Here is a 21,695-nt window from a genome sequence, read left to right as displayed (position 1 = left end):
GAGTGGACATTACTTTTCCCTCGCTCACCTGAGCCACTCAATTAACAAAAGCAGTCAACTGTCCGACGTCTGGGACGCCCTCCGGGCGCGGGCACTCCGCCCCGAACACGTGGATTACGCTCTGACCCATGGCCGACGCACCGTACAAGCTGATCCTCCTCCGCCACGGCGAGAGCGAGTGGAACGCGAAGAACCTGTTCACCGGCTGGGTGGACGTCAACCTCAACGAGAAGGGCGAGAAGGAGGCGGTCCGCGGTGGCGAACTCCTGAAGGACGCCGACCTCCTCCCCGACGTGGTCCACACGTCGCTCCAGAAGCGTGCCATCCGCACCGCACAGCTCGCCCTCGAAGCGGCCGACCGCCACTGGATCCCGGTCCACCGCAGCTGGCGCCTGAACGAGCGCCACTACGGCGCGCTCCAGGGCAAGGACAAGGCGGCGACGCTGGCCGAGTTCGGCGAGGAGCAGTTCATGCTCTGGCGCCGCTCGTACGACACCCCGCCCCCGCCGCTGCCCGACGACTCGGAGTTCTCCCAGGCCTCCGACCCCCGCTACGCGACGATCCCCCCGGAGCTGCGCCCCCGCACGGAGTGCCTCAAGGACGTCGTCCACCGCATGCTCCCGTACTGGTACGACGGCATCGTCCCCGACCTCCTGACCGGCCGCACGGTCCTGGTCGCCGCCCACGGCAACAGCCTGCGCGCACTGGTCAAGCACCTCGACGGCATCTCGGACGCCGACATCGCGTCCCTGAACATCCCGACGGGCATCCCCCTCTACTACGACCTGGACGCCGACTTCAAGCCCCTCACCCCCGGCGGCCGCTACCTCGACCCCGATGCGGCGGCAGCGGCGATCGAGGCAGTGAAGAACCAGGGCAAGAAGAAGTAACCCTGCCTGATCAAGACCCCTACCTGCGGTTTCTCCGCTGGCAGGGGTCTTGTCGCTTTGCTGGAGCCATGTCCGGGCCGTCAGCGGGTTGCTCGGGGCCGAGCTCAGTGCTTCAGGAAGTCCGGCTCCGGCTGTTCTCTCGCCTCTGCCCGGGCTCCCGCCTCGCAGAGGGCTACGGCGGCCGCAGCGGCCTCTTCCCGGGGCACGCCCTCGAGAACCACGGCGGGTACCTGCGTCGCCAGAACCTCGCTGCGCCAGAGGCTCAGCCCGGTCAGTCGACGCACGACCTGGGCGACGTCCAGCACACGGACACCAGGGCCGGTGAGCACCACGTCATGGGGCGAGTCGTCGCACACCAGCAAGAAGTACCTGTCTGCCATCGCCCTCCCGCCCCTCTCTGGTTAGGGGAGTACGAGTCCTCAATTGCCGAGGTGCTCGGCGAAGGCGATGACGGACCATCGGAGTTCTTCTTTTCGCCCTGGTGCAGTCAGTGGTCGCCGCCGGGCACAGGGAGGGGAGGACCCGACAGCGGACCGAGCGGACGCCCGAGACGGGGCGTCGGAGCAGCCGCCCACCGACCCCGGCACGTCGGCCGCGCCCGGACCGGACGTCTACTCGGTCCACTCAGCCCATTCGGTGCCGCTGGCGTCGCCGACCTTCTTCCGGCCGTTGTAGTAGTCCACATGCCTTTGGTCACTGTGGGGCGGCCTGGTGCAGGACGCTCCACCGCCGGGGTGGACCAGGGCGCAGTAGCCGGCGGCGCGTGCTCCGGAGCGGAGGGCTTCCGCCTTCCGTGTCGCCAGGTCCTTCCGCTCCTCGATGGGTGACGCCGTCACCGCGGGGCCAGCCGCTCGTAGTGCCCGCAGAGGGTTTTCACCGAGTGGGCGAGCCGGGCGGCGACGGAACCGCGGATCGCGTCGGTGTCGCCGGGGCCAAGGCACAGGCGGATCTCCGCCTCGCCGATGCACGCCAGCGCGGCGGCGCGGTCGGCAGAGGCCTTGTGCAGGCGAGCGGCCTGCGCCGACGCGCGCGCCCATGGATAGGGCCGGTGGCCATGAGTCGATCACCGCATATCGCGGCCCGATCAAGAACATGCCTTCGGCGGGGGATCAGCCGGCACCGGGATGGAGGGGGCGCTGGGGAGAGTGGTGGGTGAGGAAGTGGGTGGCTAATCAGTCGCGCTTGGGCCAGATCGGGCCCTGGTCGGTCCAGATGACGCCCTTGTTGCGGCACAGGCAGAAGGGGTGGCCGATCGGGTCGGTGTAGACCTGCCAGCCGTAGCCGTTGGGGCCGACGAAGTCCTGCCTCAGCGTCGCGCCGAGGTCGAGGACGCGGCGCTGCTCGGACTCGATCTCGTCCACTTCGAAGTCGAGGTGGAACTGCTTGGGGTGCTCGCTGTCGGGCCACTGCGGAGCGCGGTAGTCGTCCACCCGGATGAATGCCAGCTCGATCTCGCCGAACTGGATGCCGGCCCAGTCCTCGGAGCTGCCTTCCTTGATCGGACGGCCCGTCACCTCGGAGTAGAAAGCCGCCAGCTTCATCGTGTCCGGGCAGTCGATAATGAAATCGGTCAGTCGCAGCATCCCGAGATCTTGGCACAAGCTCACACCCGACTTCGAGACAGGCCCTATAAGCCTCCGGCTTGCGGTCTCCTGGCAGGGCGGGGCTTGCTGGGCGCTCGACTCGGCAGCTGAACAACGTACGGCCGGGTGCGAGGACGGTCAGCGGCAGAGCTCCATGACGGTGTCGTCGAAGTCCGGGAACTCCTGGGTCGCCTGCTCGATGACGGCAACCGCGGACTGCCTGTGGTCGGCCGCGAATCGTTCGGCGACGGCGGTCAGTTCATGGTTGTGACGCGGGGTCCACTCGGGCTCGTACGAGGTGGCCGCCTCCCAAGGGCCGTACCCCCCGGCCAAGAGCCACAGGAAGGCACCCAGATCGCGTGCCACGACACCGGTCTCGCCCTCGGAACCGAGGAAGACCACAGGCTGGTCGACGAGCGGGCGGTCCGGGCGGATGAGCCAGAGGGCCGCGTATCCGCCCGAGCCGTCCTTGCCGAACACGCGGAAGCTGTCCCCGTCCAGCTCCGCGTTGCCCGTCCAGGCCCGGAACCAGTCAGTGGTCTCCTCACCGGACAGGAAGGTCGGGAAGGGTTCGAAGTCCACACCGTTGCCGTCGTCGTAGTCGAACGGGAGCGCCAGAGCGGCGGCGAGGGCCGCAGGGAACTGCCGGTCATCAGTAGAAAACACGCGGACACGCTAGCGACTACCACTGACACCGAACCTGGATATGGAAGGTGCGGGCGAGGGAAGCGTGCGTCTGCAATCGCGTAGGTGCCTGCGGAATGGCTGGCGACGGAACGTCGCTTCCGTGGCCGGCTTGGTCGAGTCACCGAGAACACCCCGCTCGGCGAATGAGCGCGAGGGGCGGTCTGGCAGCGAGGCGTGAGGACGTGGGCGCCGTCATGCGCGTCGGACGACCAGTACGGCCACGTCGTCGAGGTGGTCCACCGCGGCCGCGGCGTCGAGGATGCGGTCGGCGGTCTCCTCGGCGTTCAGTCCGTCGTGGAGGGCCGCGCCGGCCATTGTTCCGGCTCGCTCCAGTCCGGCTTCCAACGTGAGGCCCGGTCCCTCGACCACGCCGTCGGTGACCATGACCAGCACGCTGTCCTCGTCCAGGGTGAAGATCTCCTCGCGGTACTCGACGTCGGGCACGACTCCCAGGAGGGGCCCGCCCGGCAGCTCGTGGATGCTGTGGCTGCCGTCCTTGCGCGCGCACAGCAACGGCACATGGCCGGCGCTGGCGCCGGTGACCCGTCCGTCGCCCGGGTCGATGTGCAGCATGGTGCAGCTGGCGAATCGTGCTGCGCCCATGGTGACGAGCAGCTCGTTGGTGCGCGTCAGCACGGTCGCGGGATCCGGTTCGTGGGCGGCGATCGCGCGCATGGAGGCGCGTACCTGTCCCATGGCGGCGGCGGCGTCCACGTCGTGCCCTTGGGCGTCGCCGATCTCCATCGCGACCGTGCCGTCGGGCATCACGAAGGCGTCGTACCAGTCTCCGCCGATGTCCAGCCCGTCGCGGCTCGGTCGGTAGCGGGCGGCGACCTCCAGGCCCGCGAGGTGCTCGGGCAGTGTGGGAAGCATGGTCTTCTGCAGCGCGGTGGCCAGCTCGACTCGTGCGTGTTGCAACCTGATGCGCCTCAGTGCCTGGCCTGCCAGGTCGGCCAGAGGGCCCATGAGGGTCAACTCGTCCAAGGACGGCCGGTATCCGCTGCCGTAGGTCACCAGCCACGCACCGAGCGGCTGATTGCCTGCCTCGCTGAGGGGGGTGATCGACGTGGTGTAGTCCGAGCCGAGTCGGCCGAGCCGCGGAAATTCTGCCCCGTGTGGCCAGCGGCGGATGTAGTCCCTTCGGCCGGTGATGAGCTGCGGCTTGCCGGTGCGGATCGCCTCGGGCAGGGCGCTCGGATGGTCCAGTGGTAGGCCGTGCATGACGTCGACCTCCCACATGGCTATCCCGGCATCGGTGGAGACGCGCAGGCGGCCTTCGTCGACGAGCGCGAGCAGGGCGCCGCTGGCGCCGAAGGTGGCGGCGAGCCGGGTCAGGGCGACCTGCTGCAGCTCCTGCTCCGTGGCTGCGGTGATCAAGGCGGAGGAGAAGTCGGCGATGTCTTTGGCGCGCTGTCGCTCGGTGGCCAGCGCGGCCTGCGCCCTGGCCTTGCGCTCCTCCTGCTTGGTGTTGTCACGGAGTATTCCGAAGATCTGCTCCGGGCCGCGATATCCCAACTGGATCCGACGGGTCTGAGCGGTCAATTGGTGCCAGCCCTGGTGCGGGGGGAGGTACCTCAACTTCACCCAGGGGGACTGCTGGGTGGAGGCCGAGCGCAGGAGCTGACCCAGGGCCTCCCGGTCGTCAGGGTGCACTGCCGAGATCAATGTGGAAAGCGACACTGTGGGGTCGGGAAAGAGCGCGGCCAGGGCGGGCGCGCCGCCGAGCCACTCCAGCTGGTGCTCGTCGGATGAATACATCCACAGGCCGAGGTGGGCGGCCGAGGTGGCCAGCCGGAACGGGATCAGCAGGCTGGCCAGGTCGTTTCGCGCGTCCAGCGCGTGCACCCAGATCAGTTGCCCGTCACTGGCGAGATCCTTCACTTGCTGCGCCTCGATCAAGGAGGCAATGGGTGCTCCGCCTCGCCCGGGGAAGTCCAGCACCCGCATCGCGACCGCCTTCGCCTTGGCGGCGTGGCGCACGAGACTGTCGGCCGACATCCGCTGGCCTGCGGGCCACAGATCACCGAAGTCACGTCCCAGGCACTGCTCCGCCGGCCTGCCCAGCGCTGTGGCCATCGCAGAGTTGAGACTGCGGATGGCACCGTCCAGCGTCAGAAGAGCCGCCGGGTCAGCCCCTCGAAGGAGTTCGTCCGAGGCGTCCATCTGTGACTCCCTGGCAAACGCCAAAAAAAGCCCTTCCAGTAATTTTCGCGCATTTTGCTGCGATGTCCCGGTGAAGGACGGGTTTGGCCGCCGTATTGAGTGACGAAGACAGGGAACCCGCTGGAAACGGTGGTGACCGGCCGTGGAGAGGCCGCGACGGGGTGATCCTGATCCTGCTCCTGGTCCTCGCCGTCCCACTCGCCGCCGGGCCTCGATGATCCGGCCTTCTTCGTCGCGCTTGCCGCCTCAGATGCCGGGGTCGAGTTCCTGTTCGGCCCACACGGTTTTGCCGCCGCTCGTCAGGCACCTGGCTCCGTGGCGCCGACAGAGCTGCGCGACGATGTAGAGGCCGCGGCCGCCTTCGTCGCTGGGGCGCGCGTGACGCAGCCGGGGGAGGGTGTCGCTGGTGTCGGAGACTTCGCAGGTCAGGACCTGGTGCCGGATCAGGCGGAGGCGGATCGGGCCGGTGGCGTGGCGGACAGCGTTGGTGACCAGTTCGCTGATGATCAGCTGGGTGGATGCCTCCAGACGTTCCAATCCCCACTCGCTCAGTCGTCGGGTGACCAGGGTGCGGGCGTGGTGGACGACGGACGGGTCGCGAGGCAGTTCCCAGCACGTGGTCTGGCTTGGGCGCAGCGCATGAGTCCGGGCGACGAGCAAGGTCACGTCGTCGCACGATGACTGAGTGGGCAAGGTCGCGATCGCCGAGGAGCAGAGGTCTTCCAGGGACCGGCTGGGGCGTGCCAGGGCGTCGCCCAGGTGTTTCATCCCGGCGTCGATGTCGTGGTCGCGGGTCTCGATCAGGCCGTCGGTGTAGAGGGCGAGCCGGCTTCCCTCGGGCAGTTCCAGCTCGACGGCTTCGAAGGAGACCCCCAACCCGACGCCGAGCGGTGTTCCGGAGGGCAGGTCGGGGAAGGTGACCTTGCCGTGGGGGTCGATGATCGCAGGCGGAGGGTGCCCGGCCCGTGCCATGGTGCACTTCCGGGTGACGGGGTCGTAGACGACATACAGGCAGGTGGCACCGGTGACGCGGGTCGGGTCTTGCGAGTCGGTGTCTTCTTCGGCCATTCGCCGGACTGTGTCGTCGAGGTGGGCCAGTAGCTCGTCGGGGGGCAGGTCGAGGTCCGCGAGCGTGTGTACTGCGGTGCGGAGCCGGCCCATGGCCGCCGCGGCGTTGATGCCGTGTCCCACCACATCGCCCACGACGAGCGCTGTCCGGGCGCCGGACAGCGGGATGACGTCGAACCAGTCGCCGCCCACGCCGTTGTCCGCATCGGCCGGCAGATAGCGCGAGGCCGTCTCGATGGCCGTGCCCTCCACCAAGCGCTGCGGGAGCAGGTTGCGTTGCAGGGTGAGGGCCGCGCTGCGTTCCCGTGCGAACCGGCGAGCGTTGTCCAGGGAAAGCGCCGTCCGGCTGACGAGTTCCTCGGCGAGGAGCAGGTCGTCCTCCTGGAACGGCATGAGTTCCTCGGTGCGGATGAACACCGCCATACCCAGGAAGGCGTGCCGCGTACGGATGGGGACGACCATCAGGGAGTGCATGCCGGTCTCACGCATGGTCCGCGCCCGGTCGGGGTCTCGATCGAACCAGGTGCCGGCAGAGCCGTCCAGGACCGGTTCCAGATGAGGGCGGCCGGAGGACAGAACCCTGGTGAAGGGCGAGTTCGGTGGTAGGGCGACCAGCTCACCGCGGGCCCACGGGGACTCAGGGACCCCACGGTGGATCGAGGCCAAGCCCGCGCGCCTGAGGACGCGGCAGCGGTCGTCCAACGAGCCGATGCGGGCGAAAGGTGCTTCGCCGAACTGGATCGACTCGGCCAGGTCGACGTTGACGTAGTCGGCCAGCAGGGGCACAGCAAGGTCCGCCAGCTCCTGACCCACCTGCATCACGTCCAGACTGTTGCCCATGCACATGCTGGCCTCGCTGAGGATGGCCAGCCGCTCGCGCGCCCGCCGGCTGACGGTGACGTCCACACTCATGCAGCACACCCCCATGGCCCGCCCGCCGGCGCCCTGCAGGCAGAAGTACGAGGCCGCGATTGCGTGCTCACGTCGCGGATCAGAGGCCGGCCACGCCCGAAACTCGTGGACCGTGGTGATGCCGCTGTCCAGGACCTGCCGCATCACCCCTTCGAGCCTTTCGGCTTCGACGCCGGGCAGCGCCTCCGGGAGACGGCGTCCCAGCCGCTGATCGCGAGGAATGCCGTCTTGCCGCTCCATCGCGTCGTTGGTCCAGGCACAGTGCAGGTCCCGGTCGTGAACCACCACGCCGATCGGTGTACGGGTGAGAAGTGAGTCCCGTACCCATCCGGTGGTCGCCACCGGGGAGAGCGAGGCGATGTCGGTGCCGGAGATGAGCCAATGGATTTCTTGGTCCTGCCCCCACAGCAGCGAGAACCGCAGGCTCGCCTTGAGGGTATGGCCGTCGCGGTGGCGGACGGTCGCGGTGCCGGACCAGCCACCCCGGGCAAGGCACTCCTCGGTCGACGCCCAGTCCAGGAGCGTTTGACGGGTAAGGGGCAGGAGTGTGGAGACGGCCTGGCCGACCATTTCCGTGGCCGGGTAACCGACAAGCCGCTGTGCCGTACTCGTCCACCCCACCACCATGCCCTCGGCGTCGATCATCGCGATGGCGGCGTCGGGCGTCTCTCGGGGGTCCAGTCGCTCACAGAGGCTGCCTTGAAGCATCTCGGTCACCGGATTTCTCCCGTCACGTGGATGTCTGAGAATCGGGGCGGAGACAGCGGGGCGATCGTTGTCGCACCAGCCGACGGTTGGGCCGTCCTCCTGACGGTTACCTCCTGCCGATCCGGCGGCTCTCGGCTGATGCAGGGCGCCGCCGCTCCACGCCGTCCGCGGTGATCGAGGCCGTGCCCTCCCGATCGCGACAGCAAGAACGAGGGTAGGAGTGGAAAGCGGTACAGACGCTGGGCACAACTCACCATCTTCTGGTTGTGGTTTGTGACATAGAAATAAACCGCTCACCGCTCAGCGGTGCCGATCCCCGTCTCCCTCACCACTGATTCCCAAGCGGGTGTCATGCTCTTTCACCTTGTAGCCTTCAGAGCATGGGCAGGGAGAGCCCGGAACCCGCACGGGAACTGTCCGTGAGTGCGGCAAACGTAGAGTCACGCCTCACGGAGATCTCCCATGACGTGTGGGAACACTTGCTCATTGAAATACCGCAGGTCAGGGGGGACGACCCCCTCGAAAGAATTCTGCTGGCGAGCGTCAAGGAAAATGTTGCCACTTTGCTGCACATCTTCGAGAATGACATCCCTCTGGAAAACCTTGAGGGGCTTGCCTCGCCCAATGAGCATGCCAGGAGATTGGCTCAGCGGGGTATCCCTGTCAGTGCATTGATCCGGGCCTACAGGATCGGGCACTGGCGTTTCCTGCAATGGTGCCTGGACGAGCTTGCTCGCCGGGGCGCCGACGATGTTGTCTCCGCCGACGTCAACCGGCGCATGCTGGAAGTGAGCTTCGGTTACATCGACAGCGTCACCGAGCATGTCATCGAGGTGTATCACCTGGAGCAAGAACGCTGGCTGCTGGCCCAGACCGCCGTGCGTACCGCGCGTGTGCGAGACGTTCTCGCCGAGAAAGAGGTGGACCTCGACTCGGCGGAGGCCGCTCTCGGCTACCGCCTGCGACAGAATCACCTCGGGTTGGCGGCCTGGCTGCCGGCGCTGACGCGTGACGGCGCCGGGCTGGCCCGGCTCGACCGGCTCACCCACGAGATCGCAGAAGAACTCGACTGTCCCGCCAGGCCGCTGTTCGTACCGCGAGACGAAGGACTGGCCTGGGCTTGGCTGCCCTTCGGTTCGCACAGCGAGGTCTCCTGGGAACGGTTGGCCGGTGTGGTCGAAAGCGGCGCATTCTCCGTGCAGGTGTGTGCCGGAAGCGTGCAGCGCGGGATCGAGGGGTTCCGCAGCACGAACAGGGAGGCGCTACGCGCACAGGAGCTTGCCACGGCGGCGAGTCCCGGCCGCCGGTTCACCGCGTACTCCCAGGTCGCTCCGGTCGCGTTGATGTGCAAGAACCTCCCGGATCTGCGCACCTGGGTGGGCGGAATCCTCGGGCCGCTGGCCGTTGACGACGAGCAGTGCGCACGGTTGCGGGAGACCCTGCATGACTTCCTGGCGGCCGGATGCAATTACACCGCTACTGCGAGCCGCGAAATCCTGCACAAGAACACTGTGCATTACCGCATCCGCAAGGCCGAGAAGATCATGGGCCACTCGGTCCAGGCAGGACATACTGATCTTGAGGTCGCCCTGCTCGCCGTCAACTACCTCGGCTCCACGGTCATGCAGCCGCCCGGAGGCGGCACGGCGGTACGCCGGCGCAGTGAGAGTCCTCGGCGTCGCCACTGAGGGCGTCGAGTTCGCGATGCCGTCCGGACTCCCAGGTATGCCAGTCGACGGTTCACCGTCCCCGAGCACAACCTTCCCGGGGATTGGCGTGTCTCAGTCACATACCCACGCCGACCGGGTCCGGTCGGCCCCTGGATTGCCTGCGTCGGGGACGACGGTTTGCCGCTGTCGTTCCTGGCGCGTCTGACACGGAGAACGCATGCGTATTCGCACCACCGCGGCCCTCGCCGTCGCCTGCGGCGCCGCCGCGCTGACCTGGGTTGCCGTTCCGGTCGCCACCGCCGCCGACGCCCCGGCTTCCGTACGGCCCTGGCAGCTCGCCGACGCGTCCGCCGACGGCACCGCGCGCACCGCCTTCACGGCCACCACCGCGACCGCCAACCAGCCCTACCCCCTGGCCGTCACCTTCTCCAAGGTGAAGGTCGACAGCGGCAAGTCCGCGGTGACCGTGGGCACGGACGCCGTCGTACACGTGCCCTACAGCTTCACTCTCACCGCGACCAACGTGGACGTCTCGGCATCGGACTTCTACGTCGGCCTCGACCTCTACCGTGGCTCCGCCACCAAGCCGACGAACGACCTCTACGGCGACCAGCCGGCGACGTGCGACGTGACCTCCTCCGAGTCCTCGTACGAGAAGGTCGTCACCGTCATGTCCTGCAAGGGGAAGGTCGACATCTACCCCCGCTCGGACCTGCACAACGCCGACGCCGGAGCCAAGTGGCATGCAGTGGCCTGGGCGGTCGCCTTCAACGGCCAGAACCCCGCGGACCCGGCCGACGTGAGCAAGATCGGCACCGCCGAGCTGACCGGGCAGGCCTCTCCCACGGTCCGCCGTCTGTCCAAGCTCACCACCAACGCCGCGCCCGAGCCGGTCAGGAAGGGCAAGACCCTCACCGTCACCGGCGCTCTCACGCGGGCGAACTGGGACACCCACAAGTACGCCGGCTACACCGGGCAGAAGGTCAAGCTGCAGTTCCGCAAGAAGGGAACCAGCACCTACACGACCCTCAAGACCGTCACCACGGACAGCCACGGCAACCTCAGGACGACCTACAAGGCGACCACCGACGGCTACTGGCGCTACTCGTTCGCCGGTACGACCACCACCCCGGCCGTGTCGGCCGCGGGCGACTTCGTCGACGTCAAGTAACGAGTAATCAGTAACAAGCAAGCGGTAAGCCGGTAAGCCAGTAACAACCAGTAGCAGTACCCGTCACCGTTCCGCGCCGGAGCCGGCACGCATCGGCTCCGGCGCGCGCTTCACAGATGGTGCGCGGGCCGCCGTTCTCAGCCGACCGCCGTTCTCATGAGAAGCAGCCGATCCCGTACTCGTCCAGGTTGGTCGTCGGTCACGAGGTCTTTGTGGGGTTGCCGGATCGGCAAACGCGGTCGTGGTCGTGCGCCCGGTGCTCGCATGATCCTTGGTGAGGCGATCAGGCCGAGACCGAGGAGGGCTCATGGACGGTACGCATCGCGTTGTCTGCGGTGGTGGACGGCGGATTCATCTTGTCGAGCAGGGGACCGGGCCCCTCGTGCTGCTCGTGCACGGCTTTCCCGAGGGCTGGTACTCCTGGCGGCATCAGTTGCCGGTGCTCGCCGCGGCGGGATACCGGGCCGTCGCCATCGATGTGCGGGGGTACGGGCGCTCCGGCAAGCCGGTCGCGCCGGACGCCTATCGGATGGGCGAGCTCGTCGAGGACAACGTCGCCGTGGTGCGTGCGCTCGGCGAGGAGTCGGCCGTGGTCGTCGGCCATGACTGGGGCTCCACCGTCGCCGCGAACTCCGCGCTGCTCAGGCCCGAGGTCTTCCGGGCCGTGGGGCTGCTGAGCGTGCCGTACGCCCCGCGCGGCGGCCCCCGGCCCAGTGACGTCTTCGCGCGGATGGGCAGCGGTGGGGGCGGGGAGTTCTACGTCTCGTACTTTCAGGAGGCGGGTCGGGCCGAGGGGGAGATCGAGCCCGATGTACGGGGGTGGCTCGCGGGGTTCTACGCCGCCTTCTCCGGCGACACCATGCCCGGGCCCGACGCTCCCGACCCGCACTTCGTCGGTGCGGGGGGCACCCTGCGGGACCGGTTTCCCGTCGGCCGGCTGCCCGGCTGGCTCGGTGAGCGGGACCTCGACGTCTACGTCGGGGAGTTCGAGCGCACCGGGCTCACGGGTGCGCTCAACCGGTACCGGAACATGGACCGCGACTGGGAGGACCTCGCCGCCTACGACGGTGCCCCGATCACCCAGCCCTCCCTGTTCGTCGGCGGCAGCCTCGACGCCTCCACCACCTGGCTGGCCGAGGCCATCGAGGCGTACCCGGTCACGCTGCCCGGCCTGGTCTCCTCGCACCTCCTCGACGGCTGCGGGCACTGGATCCAGCAGGAACGGCCCGACGACATCAACCGGCTGCTCGTCGACTGGCTCGCCGGCCTGCCGGCCTGACCGCAAACCTGGTGACCGTGACCGCGAAGGCCTCCTGACCGTGACCGCGAAGGCCTCCTGACCGTGACCGCAAAGGGACCCTGACCGTGACCGCAAAGGGCCCCCGACCGAAGTCGAGGGCCCTTACGGGTACGTCGGGTGGCTCAGCCGCACTGGCAGGGGCTGCCCGACTGGCAGCCGCAGCCGCAGCCCGAGCCGCACCCGCATGCGCCGATGACCAGAAGGTTCTTGATCTCGACGGGCTGCTCGGTCTCGCGCTGCTGTGTCGGGTCGGGCGTGGTGCTGGGGGATTCGGCCATGGATCCCTCCTAGGGGTCCCTAGAGGTAGGGCGTGGTGCATTTGCCCATTCCCCGCCCATTCCATACCTGTTCCGCTGGGCGCATCAACGGCGCACAGTGGCGCCCGAGCGCCCGCGTCGCACCACCTCGCGAGCCCAAGCCACCCGACGGACCGCAGACCCACGCGGCGGAGTCAGGCCCCCTCGGTGCCCGTCACCGGCTGGATGTCCGGCTGCAGGTCGTCCGCGTGCTCACCGGTGACCAGGAAGACCACGCGCTTGGCGACGGCGACCGCGTGGTCGGCGTACCGCTCGTAGTAGCGGCCGAGCAGCGTCACGTCGACCGCCGTCTCGATGCCGTGCTTCCAGCGGTCGTCCAGCAGATGCTGGAAGATCGTGCGGTGCAGCAGGTCCATCTCGTCGTCGTCCTGCTCCAGCTGCAAGGCCAGGTCGACGTCCTTGGTGATGATGACCTCGGCGGCCTTGGCCATCAGGCGCTGCGCGAGCTGCCCCATCTCCAGGACGGTCGCGTGCAGGTCCTGGGGGATGGCGTTCCCCGGGTAGCGGAGCCGGGCCAGCTTCGCCACGTGCTGCGCCAGGTCGCCGGAGCGCTCCAGGTCGGCGGACATCCGCAGCGAGGTGACGACGATCCGCAGGTCGGTCGCCACCGGCTGCTGGCGGGCGAGCAGGGCTATCGCGCGCGCCTCCAGGTCGTGGTGGAGCTCGTCCACCTTCTGGTCGGCCTCGATGACGCTCTCGGCGAGCTTGAGGTCGCCGTCGAGGATCGCCGTCGTGGCGCGCCCGATGGCCGATCCGACCAGCCGGGCCATGTCGACCAGGCTGTCGCCGATCGAGTCGAGTTCCTCGTGGTACGCGTCCCGCATCAGGGTTCCCTCTCGTACGTTTGTTCCAGGGGGCCGGAGGCTGGGGGCCGTGGCCGAAACCAGCTGCGCACCCCACGCTCCCATGTTCTGGTCCCCGCGCGTCCGTTTCTGCCCTCGCAAATGAACCAATACTGGCTCCAAGGTGAACTCTGGGCGACGAGTGTTCGAGCTGACACCTCGCGGACTGTGGGGATGTCGTACCCCCTGCTTAACCTGTTTGCATGGACGTGAACGCGGCGGTCGCCGCAGCGGCAGCGATCGCCGGGGTACTTACCGGTGTCATCGCCATGCTGGCGTTCCGCTGGAGCGAACGCGACCAGAAGCGACCGACCAGGACTTCTCTGCACACCGACCCCGTGCTGCCCCCGGGCGTGGACACCGTACTGAGCGTGCTGCGCTCCTCCGCGGTCGTCCTCGACGAGGGCGACATCGTGGTCAAGGCGAGCTCGGCGGCGTACGCCCTCGGACTGGTGCGCGGCGGCAAGCTCGCCGTCGAACCGATGCTCCAGATGGCCCGGGACACCCGGCGCGACGGCGAAATACGCCAGGTCGAGCTGGACCTGCCCCGGCGCGGCACCGGACGCGGAGAGGCGCTCGCCGTATCCGCCCGGGTGGCGCCCCTCGGCTCCCGGCTCGTGCTGCTCCTCGTCGAGGACCTCACCGAGGCCCGTAGGATCGAGGCGGTACGACGCGACTTCGTGGCGAATGTCAGCCACGAGCTCAAGACCCCGGTCGGCGCACTCTCCCTCCTCTCCGAGGCCGTCATGGACGCCTCGGACGATCCGGAGGCCGTGCAGCGCTTCGCCGGTCGTATGCAGATCGAGGCCACGCGCCTGACCAACCTGGTCCAGGAGCTCATCGATCTGTCGAGAGTGCAGAACGACGATCCGCTGGAGGACGCCGAGCCCGTCCGGGTGGACGAACTCGTCGCCGAGGCGATCGACCGGTGCCGGCACCAGGCCGGCACCAAGCAGATCACCATGGCCGCCGGCGGCACCGCCGACCTGCACGTCTGGGGCAACCGCGGCCAGCTGGCCGCCGCCCTCGGCAACCTGGTCGAGAACGCCGTGAACTACTCGCCGGCCCGCACCCGGGTCGGGATAGCCGCCCGCCGGCTCAGCGCACCCGGCGGCGACATGATCGAACTTGCCGTGACCGACCAGGGCATCGGCATCACCGACAGGGACAAGGAGCGCATCTTCGAGCGGTTCTACCGCGTCGACCCGGCCCGCTCGCGGGCCACCGGCGGTACCGGTCTCGGTCTCGCCATCGTCAAACACGTGGTCGCCTCGCACGGCGGGGAGGTCACGGTGTGGAGCGCCGAGAACCAGGGCTCCACGTTCACTGTCAGGCTGCCGGAGGCGGGCGCGGCCCGCGACCGCGCCTCGCAGCACCCCGACCCCGACCTCGATGACGAGGCCGATCGGTCCACCAGCGAGTCATCCCCGTACGAACCGCTTCCCGCCCCGGAGGTCCTTCCGTGACCCGAGTGCTCGTCGTCGAGGACGAGGAGTCCTTCTCCGACGCCCTGTCGTACATGCTCCGCAAGGAGGGCTTCGAGGTCGCCGTGGCCGCCACCGGCCCCGACGGACTCGACGAGTTCGAGCGCAACGGCGCCGACCTCGTTCTCCTCGACCTGATGCTGCCCGGCCTGCCGGGTACCGAGGTCTGCCGCCAGCTGCGCGGCCGGTCCAACGTCCCCGTCATCATGGTGACGGCCAAGGACAGCGAGATCGACAAGGTTGTCGGGCTCGAAATAGGAGCCGACGACTATGTCACCAAGCCCTTCTCCTCCCGCGAGCTGGTCGCCCGTATCCGGGCCGTCCTGCGTCGTCGCGGGGAGCCGGAGGAGGTCACCCCGGCCGCCCTGGAGGCCGGCCCGGTCCGCATGGACGTCGACCGCCACGTGGTGACGGTCTCCGGCTCCAAGGTCGACCTCCCGCTCAAGGAGTTCGACCTGCTGGAGATGCTGCTGCGCAACGCCGGCCGTGTCCTCACCCGTATGCAGCTCATCGACCGGGTCTGGGGCGCCGACTACGTCGGTGACACCAAGACCCTCGACGTCCACGTCAAGCGCCTGCGCGCCAAGATCGAGCCGGACCCGGGCGCCCCGCGCTACCTGGTGACGGTCCGCGGTCTCGGCTACAAGTTTGAACCCTAAGTCGCCGATCGACTACGATGAGCAACCCTCGCCGTCGGGTGGACGGAGAGGCTAAACGCCTGTGGAGCGTTGGTAAGACCCGGAGCAATCCGGGCGGGCGCGATGCTGTGAAGCAGGAATCCCCTTGAGGGTGCACCAAAAGTTTGAGCCGTGACGCTCGGCATGCCAAGGGCGGGAACCGATAACCAAGGTTCCCGCCCTCGCTGTTTCAGGCCGTCGCTCAGCCCGCGTTCGCCGACTCCGACGCCGAGTCGCTCGGGGTGGCGCTCTCGGACGCCTTGTTCTTGCCCTTGGCGCTCTCGCTCGCCGTGGCGCCCGCCGCCGGAGAGCCGGAGGTCGAGGAGGAGGCGGACGAGGACGCGGAGGCCGACGGGACCGCGCTCGGGCCCCAGCCCGTGAAGAAGCTCTCGGCGGGCACGACGAACGCGCGCAGGCTCACGTCACCCGTCTTGCTGAAGGTGAACGTGACCTTCTGCGCGTTGCCGTCCTTGACCGCCTCGCGGCTGCTGCCCAGCACCGCGGAGGCGTTGCCCTTGCCGCCCAGGATCAGCCGGCCGCCGCCCGGGATGGTCAGCGGCTGGGACTTGGTGGCGTGCAGCTCGGCGGTCTTGTTGGTGCCGGCGACGACGATCGACTGGAGCGTCTCCGGCTCGGTGCCGGTGTTGAAGATGGTCGCGGAGACCACGGCCGGGCCGGTCGAGGTGAGGTCGGGCTGGGTGATCACGGTCGCGTTCTGGACCTTGATGTCACCCACACTTGTCGCGGCGTTGTCCGGCTTGATCTCCAGCGTCTGGGAGTTGTTGCCGGCACCGCACGCGGCGAGCGATGCGACGGAGAAGGCGATGGCGGAGGCGGCGAGGGCGCCGCGTCGAAGGCTGCTGCTCACGGCGGCGGCTACTCCTTGAACGCGCGGGCGGCCCCCTATAAAGCCGCCCTAAGTGTCTGTCAGCGGCCTTAGGTTACCGAGCCGTTCCCGCGTGGCCGCACCCGACCCTCCCCAAGCCACTCGCTTCTCTCGAGCAGCGGTACCCCCACGGCTCCACAAGTGACTCTCGGGTCACTTTGGGGGGCGCTCGTCAGGCATTCACATAACTCGCTCGCAACACCGCGCGCAAAATTTCCGTGAAGGAATGCGCGACGGCCAGGGAAATTGATCACGTACCGTTCGGTCGGACGCCTGTGATCAATTTCGGAAACGCCTCCGATCCGGCATCGGCAGCCGAACGGAGTAGCGGAAGCCGTACGCTTGGAAGTGGACATATGGGGACGTTCGGCCACTTGGGCGGGTGTCCGGAGGTGTGTAACGTACGCGTTTCACCTCGCCCGAAGAGCCGCTCCGACCTGCGAATACCTGCTTCCGGACGGCTCGCGAAGCACGTTCCTGTTGCTGTTGTCAAGCCCCGAGATATGCCCTGACCTGCGAAAACGCCATTCAGAACCGCCGGTTTCCGTGTTACCCTGGATAGCCACGGAAGGGGTACCTGTCACATGACGTTCAAGGTTGGCGACACCGTGGTCTATCCCCATCACGGGGCCGCGCTGATCGAGGCTATCGAAACTCGCCAGATCAAAGGCGTGGACAAGACCTACTTGGTGCTGAAGGTCGCCCAGGGTGACCTGACGGTACGTGTGCCAGCGGACAATGCGGAGTTCGTCGGCGTGCGTGATGTGGTCGGTCAGGACGGACTGGACCGGGTCTTCGAGGTGCTGCGCGCGCCGTACGCCGAGGAGCCCACGAACTGGTCCCGTCGTTACAAGGCAAACCTGGAGAAGCTCGCCTCCGGTGATGTCATCAAGGTCGCGGAAGTCGTGCGTGACCTGTGGCGTCGTGAGCGCGAGCGCGGACTCTCCGCCGGTGAGAAGCGCATGCTCGCCAAGGCCCGCCAGATCCTGGTGAGCGAGCTCGCTCTCGCGGAGAACACAAACGAGGACAAGGCCGAGGCCCTGCTCGACGAGGTCCTCGCGTCCTGACGCCGTCCAGCTCGGCACACCACCGAAACTCCGCACACTGAATGCCGCGGTGCCCGATGACACACCCTGTCGCCGGGCGCTGCGGCATGTCCGTGCCCGGAACGCGCGCACTCGGAACCCCCCGCGCCGGCGGAGACCCCCGATACTGAGCGTGCCGGGCCCGGGCTGCTGGCTCGACCAGTGTCACGGAAGGGTCCGGTCAAGGCGTCGCGCCCGGCACTTCCCAGGCCATACCCACGCCAGGCCCGCACACAAACCTGACAGGAACCGATGTCTGACGATTCGCGTCCTTCGCGTACGGAACCGCGTACGGAACTGCGTACCGCCGCCGTGATTCCCGCCGCCGGCCGGGGCGTACGGCTCGGTCCGGGCGCCCCCAAGGCGCTGCGCGCGCTGAACGGCACGCCCATGCTCATCCACGCCGTGCGCGCGCTCGCCGCCTCCCGCGCGGTCTCCCTGGTCGTCGTCGTGGCCCCGTCCGACGGCGCGCCCGAGGTCAAGTCCCTCCTCGACGCGCACGCGCTGCCCGACCGCACCGACTTCCTCGTCGTCCCGGGCGGCGACTCCCGCCAGGAGTCGGTCAAGCTCGGCCTGGACGCGCTGCCCCCCGACTACGACATCGTCCTCGTCCACGACGCGGCCCGCCCGCTGGTTCCCGTCGACACCGTCGACGCCGTGATCCAGGCGGTCCGCGACGGCGCCCCCGCGGTCGTCCCCGCCCTTCCGCTCGCCGACACGGTCAAGGAGGTCGAGCCGGCGACGGTCCAAGGCGACCCCGAGCCGGTCCTCGCCACCCCGGACCGCGCCCGCCTGCGCGCGGTCCAGACCCCGCAGGGTTTCGACCGCAGGACGCTGGTCCGCGCCCACGAGACGGTCACCGACAACGTCACCGACGACGCCAGCATGGTCGAACAGCTCGGCGAACGGGTCGTGGTCGTCCCCGGCCACGAGGAGGCCTTCAAGGTCACCCGCCCCCTCGACCTGGTCCTCGCGGAGGCGGTCCTGGCCCGCAGGAGGCTGAACGATGGCTTCTGACCAGCCGCTCCTGCCCCGGGTCGGCATCGGCACCGACATCCACGCCTTCGAGGAGGGCCGCGAGCTGTGGTGCGCCGGTCTGAAGTGGGAGGGCGAGGGCCCGGGCCTGGCCGGCCACTCCGACGCGGACGTCGTCGCGCACGCCGCGTGCAACGCGCTGTTCTCGGCGGCGGGCCTCGGCGACCTGGGTCAGCACTTCGGCACCGGGCGGCCGGAGTGGTCGGGCGCGTCCGGCGTGACCCTCCTGGCGGAGGCCGCACGCATCGTCCGGGACGCGGGATTCCTGATCGGGAACGTCGCCGTGCAGGTCGTGGGCCCACGCCCGAAGATCGGAAAGCGAAGGGCCGAGGCCGAGAAGATCCTTTCGGAGGCGGCGGGGGCTCCGGTTTCCGTTTCGGGGGCTACGACGGACGGTCTCGGATTTCCCGGTAGAGGAGAAGGCCTTATGGCTGTTGCAACGGCGTTGGTCGTCGAACAGGCGTGAGCGGTCCTACTGAACGTGAGCGGTCCTACTGAAGGGGAGCGGGCGGTATCTATTTCGCGGCTCCGCCGCGGGGCGCGACAAGCCACGGTGTACCCGCACCCGACCACGGCGCTGTACATACCGGTCCCACCCACTCCCGTCGGCCCACTACCCTAGGTCCCGTGACGATTCGCCTGTACGACACCAACGCCCGGCAGATCCGTGACTTCGCCCCGCTCGCCCCGGGCTGTGTCTCGATCTACCTCTGTGGTGCCACAGTGCAGGCGGCACCGCACATCGGCCATATTCGCTCCGGCCTCAATTTCGACATCATGCGCCGCTGGTTCGAATACCGCGGCTACGCCGTGACGTTCATCCGCAACGTCACGGACATCGACGACAAGATCATCGCCAAGTCCGCCGACCAGGGCCGCCCCTGGTGGGCGATCGGCTACGAGAACGAGCGCGCGTTCAACGACGGCTACACCGCGCTCGGGTGCCTCCCGCCGACGTACGAGCCCCGCGCGACCGGGCACGTGCCGGAGATGATCGAGATGATGCGCGGGCTGATCGAGCGCGGACACGCCTACGAGGCCGACGGCAACGTCTACTTCGACGTGCGCTCCTACCCGGACTACCTCCAGCTCTCCAACCAGGAGCTGGACAACCTCCGCCAGCCGGAGGGCGAGGGCGAGACCGGCAAGCGGGACCAGCGGGACTTCGCGCTGTGGAAGGCCGTGAAGCCGGGCGAGCCCAGCTGGGAGACGCCGTGGGGCCGCGGCCGGCCCGGCTGGCACCTGGAGTGCTCGGCGATGGCCCACAAGTACCTCGGCGAGGCCTTCGACATCCACGGCGGCGGCCTCGACCTGATCTTCCCGCACCACGAGAACGAGATCGCCCAGGCCAAGGCCTACGGCGACGACTTCGCCCAGTACTGGGTGCACAACGCCTGGGTCACCATGAGCGGCGAGAAGATGTCGAAGTCCCTCGGGAACTCGGTCCTCGTCTCCGAGATGGTCAAGGCGTGGCGCCCGATCGTGCTCCGCTACTACCTCGGCACCCCCCACTACCGCTCGATGATCGAGTACAGCGAGGAGTCGCTGCGCGAGGCCGAGGCCGCGTTCGCCCGGATCGAGGGGTTCGTGCAGCGCGTGGTCGAGCTGGCCGGGGGAGCGGTGGAGCCCTCGTCCGAGGTCCCGCCGGCCTTCGCGGAGGCGATGGACGACGACCTGGGCGTCCCGCAGGCGCTGGCCGTCGTGCACACCACCGTCCGGCAGGGAAACAGCGCGCTGGCCGCCGACGACAAGGAAGCGGCCGTCGCCCGTCTCGCCGAGGTCCGTGCCATGCTCGGCGTCCTCGGCCTCGACCCGCTCGCCGCACACTGGTCCGGCGGGGCCGAGAAGGGCGAGGACCTGCACGGGGTCGTCGACAGTCTCGTACGACTCGTCCTCGACCAGCGCGAGTCCGCCCGCGGCCGCAAGGACTGGGCGACCGCCGACGCCATCCGCGACCAGCTGAACCAGTCCGGTCTCGCGATCGAGGACAGCCCCCAGGGCCCGCGGTGGACCCTCAAGTCCTGACCACCGGTCAAGCAAGATCGACTGTGCCGCCCGGCCCCCCGGGCGGCACACTGCATAAGACGTACGTACGAAACGAAGCTCACGGAGACGGATAACCCATGGCAGCCAACAACCGTCGCATGTCCGGCAAGAAGGGCGCGCAGGTCGGCAGTGGCGGCCAGCGGCGCCGAGGCCTGGAGGGCAAGGGACCGACCCCGCCCGCCGAGATGCGCAAGGGACACAAGAAGAACCGCGTCGCCAACGCCAAGGCGAAGCAGACGGTTCGCCGTCCCGCGCCGCGCGGCCGGGGCGGCAAGGGCACCTCCGAGCTGGTCGTCGGCCGTAACCCGGTCGTCGAGGCGCTGCGCGAGGGCGTTCCGGCGTCGACCCTCTACGTCCAGCAGTTCATCGACAACGACGAGCGCGTCCGCGAGGCTCTCCAGCTCGCCGCCGAGCGCGGTGGCATCAACCTCATGGAGGCGCCGCGCCCCGAGCTGGACCGTATGACGAACGGTCTCAACCACCAGGGTCTGGTCCTCCAGGTGCCGCCGTACGAGTACGCGCACCCCGAGGACCTGGCGGAGGCCGCGTACGACGAGGGCGTGGACCCGCTGATCGTCGCCCTGGACGGGGTCACCGACCCGCGCAACCTCGGCGCGGTCGTCCGCTCCGTCTCCGCCTTCGGCGGCCATGGCGTGGTCGTGCCCGAGCGGCGCGCGGCCGGTATGACCGCGGGCGCCTGGAAGACGTCGGCCGGTACGGCGGCCCGCACGCCGGTGGCCCGTGCCACGAACCTCACCCGGGCTCTGGAGGCGTACAAGAAGGCCGGCATCGTGGTCGTCGGCCTGGCCGCCGACGGCGAACACGAGATCGGTGACCTGGAGGCGCTCTCCGGCCCCGTCGTCATCGTCGTGGGCAGCGAGGGCAAGGGCCTGTCCCGGCTGGTCGGCGAAACCTGCGACTACCGGGTGCGGATCGCGATGCCGGGTGGTGCCGAGTCGCTCAACGCCGGTGTGGCGGCCGGGATCGTGCTGTACGAGGCGGCCCGGCAGCGGGCCTGACGGCGGCGGTACCCGGCGGCGCGCCGCCGGGGCTGAACAAACGTCCGTAACCTCACCTGCACGGGGTAATTCCGACGTCCTGCGCATCCTTGACGGGGTCCGGACACTTCGGGGCGGTCAAAGCAGTGTCCTAACTCCACGTCACTCGGTTA

Annotated in this window: 20 protein-coding genes and 1 pseudogene; 11 read left to right on the top strand and 10 right to left on the bottom strand. The window is 68.7% G+C overall.

What is annotated here, in order from left to right; translation table 11 throughout:
- Nucleotides 1-128 precede the first annotated feature (128 nt).
- The gene (locus AB0D59_RS06505; RefSeq protein WP_362561507.1) at nucleotides 129-890 is read left to right on the top strand and encodes a phosphoglyceromutase; all 762 of its coding nucleotides are present in this window, start codon (nucleotides 129-131) and stop codon (nucleotides 888-890) included.
- 104 nt (nucleotides 891-994) lie between these two features.
- On the opposite strand, the gene AB0D59_RS06500 is transcribed toward AB0D59_RS06505, so the two are convergent.
- The 7 genes and pseudogenes from AB0D59_RS06500 to AB0D59_RS06470 form a co-directional block, all read right to left on the bottom strand.
- Nucleotides 995-1,270 carry a ribosomal protein L7/L12 gene (locus tag AB0D59_RS06500; protein WP_362561505.1) on the bottom strand — a complete coding sequence of 92 codons (276 nt, stop codon included), beginning with the start codon at nucleotides 1,268-1,270 and terminating at the stop codon, nucleotides 995-997.
- 231 nt (nucleotides 1,271-1,501) lie between these two features.
- Nucleotides 1,502-1,726 (bottom strand): hypothetical protein, encoded by a 225-nt coding sequence (locus AB0D59_RS06495; RefSeq protein WP_362561503.1) that lies wholly within the window; start codon nucleotides 1,724-1,726, stop codon nucleotides 1,502-1,504.
- Nucleotides 1,723-1,908: pseudogene (locus tag AB0D59_RS06490) on the bottom strand (DUF6415 family natural product biosynthesis protein); the annotation flags it as partial. The gene AB0D59_RS06495 and the pseudogene AB0D59_RS06490, both read right to left, overlap by 4 nt.
- A 154-nt stretch (nucleotides 1,909-2,062) precedes the next feature.
- Nucleotides 2,063-2,473 carry a VOC family protein gene (locus AB0D59_RS06485; RefSeq protein ID WP_362561500.1) on the bottom strand — a complete coding sequence of 137 codons (411 nt, stop codon included), beginning with the start codon at nucleotides 2,471-2,473 and terminating at the stop codon, nucleotides 2,063-2,065.
- A gap of 138 nt (nucleotides 2,474-2,611) precedes the next feature.
- On the bottom strand, nucleotides 2,612-3,139 hold the full coding sequence (locus tag AB0D59_RS06480; RefSeq protein WP_362561497.1) for an SMI1/KNR4 family protein: 528 nt from the start codon (nucleotides 3,137-3,139) through the stop codon (nucleotides 2,612-2,614).
- 213 nt (nucleotides 3,140-3,352) lie between these two features.
- Entirely contained in the window at nucleotides 3,353-5,323 is a 1,971-nt protein-coding gene (locus AB0D59_RS06475; protein ID WP_362561494.1) for a SpoIIE family protein phosphatase, read from the bottom strand.
- A 246-nt stretch (nucleotides 5,324-5,569) separates the two neighbouring features.
- Nucleotides 5,570-8,011, bottom strand: a complete 2,442-nt coding sequence (locus tag AB0D59_RS06470) for a SpoIIE family protein phosphatase (RefSeq protein ID WP_362561740.1) — start codon at nucleotides 8,009-8,011, stop codon at nucleotides 5,570-5,572.
- A 419-nt stretch (nucleotides 8,012-8,430) separates the two neighbouring features.
- Here AB0D59_RS06470 and AB0D59_RS06465 point away from each other — a divergent pair, with 419 nt between their 5' ends.
- The 3 genes from AB0D59_RS06465 to AB0D59_RS06455 all read left to right on the top strand — a co-directional run bounded on the left by AB0D59_RS06465 (nucleotide 8,431) and on the right by AB0D59_RS06455 (nucleotide 12,131).
- On the top strand, nucleotides 8,431-9,699 hold the full coding sequence (locus AB0D59_RS06465; protein ID WP_362561491.1) for a helix-turn-helix domain-containing protein: 1,269 nt from the start codon (nucleotides 8,431-8,433) through the stop codon (nucleotides 9,697-9,699).
- A gap of 199 nt (nucleotides 9,700-9,898) precedes the next feature.
- Nucleotides 9,899-10,852, top strand: coding sequence for a hypothetical protein (locus AB0D59_RS06460; protein WP_362561489.1), 954 nt, complete (start codon nucleotides 9,899-9,901; stop codon nucleotides 10,850-10,852).
- A 307-nt stretch (nucleotides 10,853-11,159) separates the two neighbouring features.
- Entirely contained in the window at nucleotides 11,160-12,131 is a 972-nt protein-coding gene (locus AB0D59_RS06455; protein WP_362561486.1) for an alpha/beta hydrolase, read from the top strand.
- A 143-nt stretch (nucleotides 12,132-12,274) separates the two neighbouring features.
- Here the strand turns inward: AB0D59_RS06455 and AB0D59_RS06450 are convergent, their stop codons facing one another.
- Complete coding sequence (locus AB0D59_RS06450; protein ID WP_351746889.1) at nucleotides 12,275-12,430, bottom strand: hypothetical protein; 156 nt, start codon at nucleotides 12,428-12,430, stop codon at nucleotides 12,275-12,277.
- Nucleotides 12,431-12,603: 173 nt separating this feature from the next.
- The gene (phoU, locus tag AB0D59_RS06445) at nucleotides 12,604-13,293 is read right to left on the bottom strand and encodes a phosphate signaling complex protein PhoU (protein ID WP_362561483.1); all 690 of its coding nucleotides are present in this window, start codon (nucleotides 13,291-13,293) and stop codon (nucleotides 12,604-12,606) included.
- A 221-nt stretch (nucleotides 13,294-13,514) separates the two neighbouring features.
- On the opposite strand from phoU, the gene AB0D59_RS06440 reads away from it, so the two are divergent.
- Both AB0D59_RS06440 and AB0D59_RS06435 read left to right on the top strand, forming a co-directional pair.
- A complete protein-coding gene (locus tag AB0D59_RS06440) occupies nucleotides 13,515-14,777 on the top strand; it encodes an ATP-binding protein (RefSeq protein ID WP_362561481.1) in 1,263 nt (420 codons plus the stop codon).
- Nucleotides 14,774-15,454 (top strand): response regulator transcription factor, encoded by a 681-nt coding sequence (locus AB0D59_RS06435; RefSeq protein ID WP_010358452.1) that lies wholly within the window; start codon nucleotides 14,774-14,776, stop codon nucleotides 15,452-15,454. Before AB0D59_RS06440 ends, AB0D59_RS06435 begins: the two co-directional genes overlap by 4 nt.
- Before the next feature lie 220 nt (nucleotides 15,455-15,674).
- On the opposite strand, the gene AB0D59_RS06430 is transcribed toward AB0D59_RS06435, so the two are convergent.
- Complete coding sequence (locus tag AB0D59_RS06430; RefSeq protein WP_362561478.1) at nucleotides 15,675-16,340, bottom strand: DUF461 domain-containing protein; 666 nt, start codon at nucleotides 16,338-16,340, stop codon at nucleotides 15,675-15,677.
- Between the two features lie 602 nt (nucleotides 16,341-16,942).
- Between AB0D59_RS06430 and AB0D59_RS06425 the strand changes: the two genes are divergently transcribed.
- The 5 genes from AB0D59_RS06425 (at nucleotide 16,943) to rlmB (ending at nucleotide 21,543) form a co-directional block, all read left to right on the top strand.
- Entirely contained in the window at nucleotides 16,943-17,425 is a 483-nt protein-coding gene (locus tag AB0D59_RS06425; RefSeq protein WP_003953493.1) for a CarD family transcriptional regulator, read from the top strand.
- A gap of 270 nt (nucleotides 17,426-17,695) precedes the next feature.
- Nucleotides 17,696-18,460, top strand: coding sequence for a 2-C-methyl-D-erythritol 4-phosphate cytidylyltransferase (gene ispD / locus AB0D59_RS06420; protein ID WP_362561476.1), 765 nt, complete (start codon nucleotides 17,696-17,698; stop codon nucleotides 18,458-18,460).
- Nucleotides 18,450-18,944 carry a 2-C-methyl-D-erythritol 2,4-cyclodiphosphate synthase gene (gene ispF, locus AB0D59_RS06415; RefSeq protein WP_362561474.1) on the top strand — a complete coding sequence of 165 codons (495 nt, stop codon included), beginning with the start codon at nucleotides 18,450-18,452 and terminating at the stop codon, nucleotides 18,942-18,944. Before ispD ends, ispF begins: the two co-directional genes overlap by 11 nt.
- Nucleotides 18,945-19,105: 161 nt before the next feature.
- Nucleotides 19,106-20,503 (top strand): cysteine--tRNA ligase, encoded by a 1,398-nt coding sequence (gene cysS, locus AB0D59_RS06410; RefSeq protein WP_362561472.1) that lies wholly within the window; start codon nucleotides 19,106-19,108, stop codon nucleotides 20,501-20,503.
- Between the two features lie 98 nt (nucleotides 20,504-20,601).
- The gene (gene rlmB / locus AB0D59_RS06405; RefSeq protein ID WP_362561470.1) at nucleotides 20,602-21,543 is read left to right on the top strand and encodes a 23S rRNA (guanosine(2251)-2'-O)-methyltransferase RlmB; all 942 of its coding nucleotides are present in this window, start codon (nucleotides 20,602-20,604) and stop codon (nucleotides 21,541-21,543) included.
- Nucleotides 21,544-21,695: the final 152 nt, after the last annotated feature.

Source organism: Streptomyces sp. NPDC048417 (assembly GCF_040651615.1).
Lineage (GTDB): Bacteria > Actinomycetota > Actinomycetes > Streptomycetales > Streptomycetaceae > Streptomyces.
This window is presented reverse-complemented; position numbering and strand designations above follow the sequence as displayed.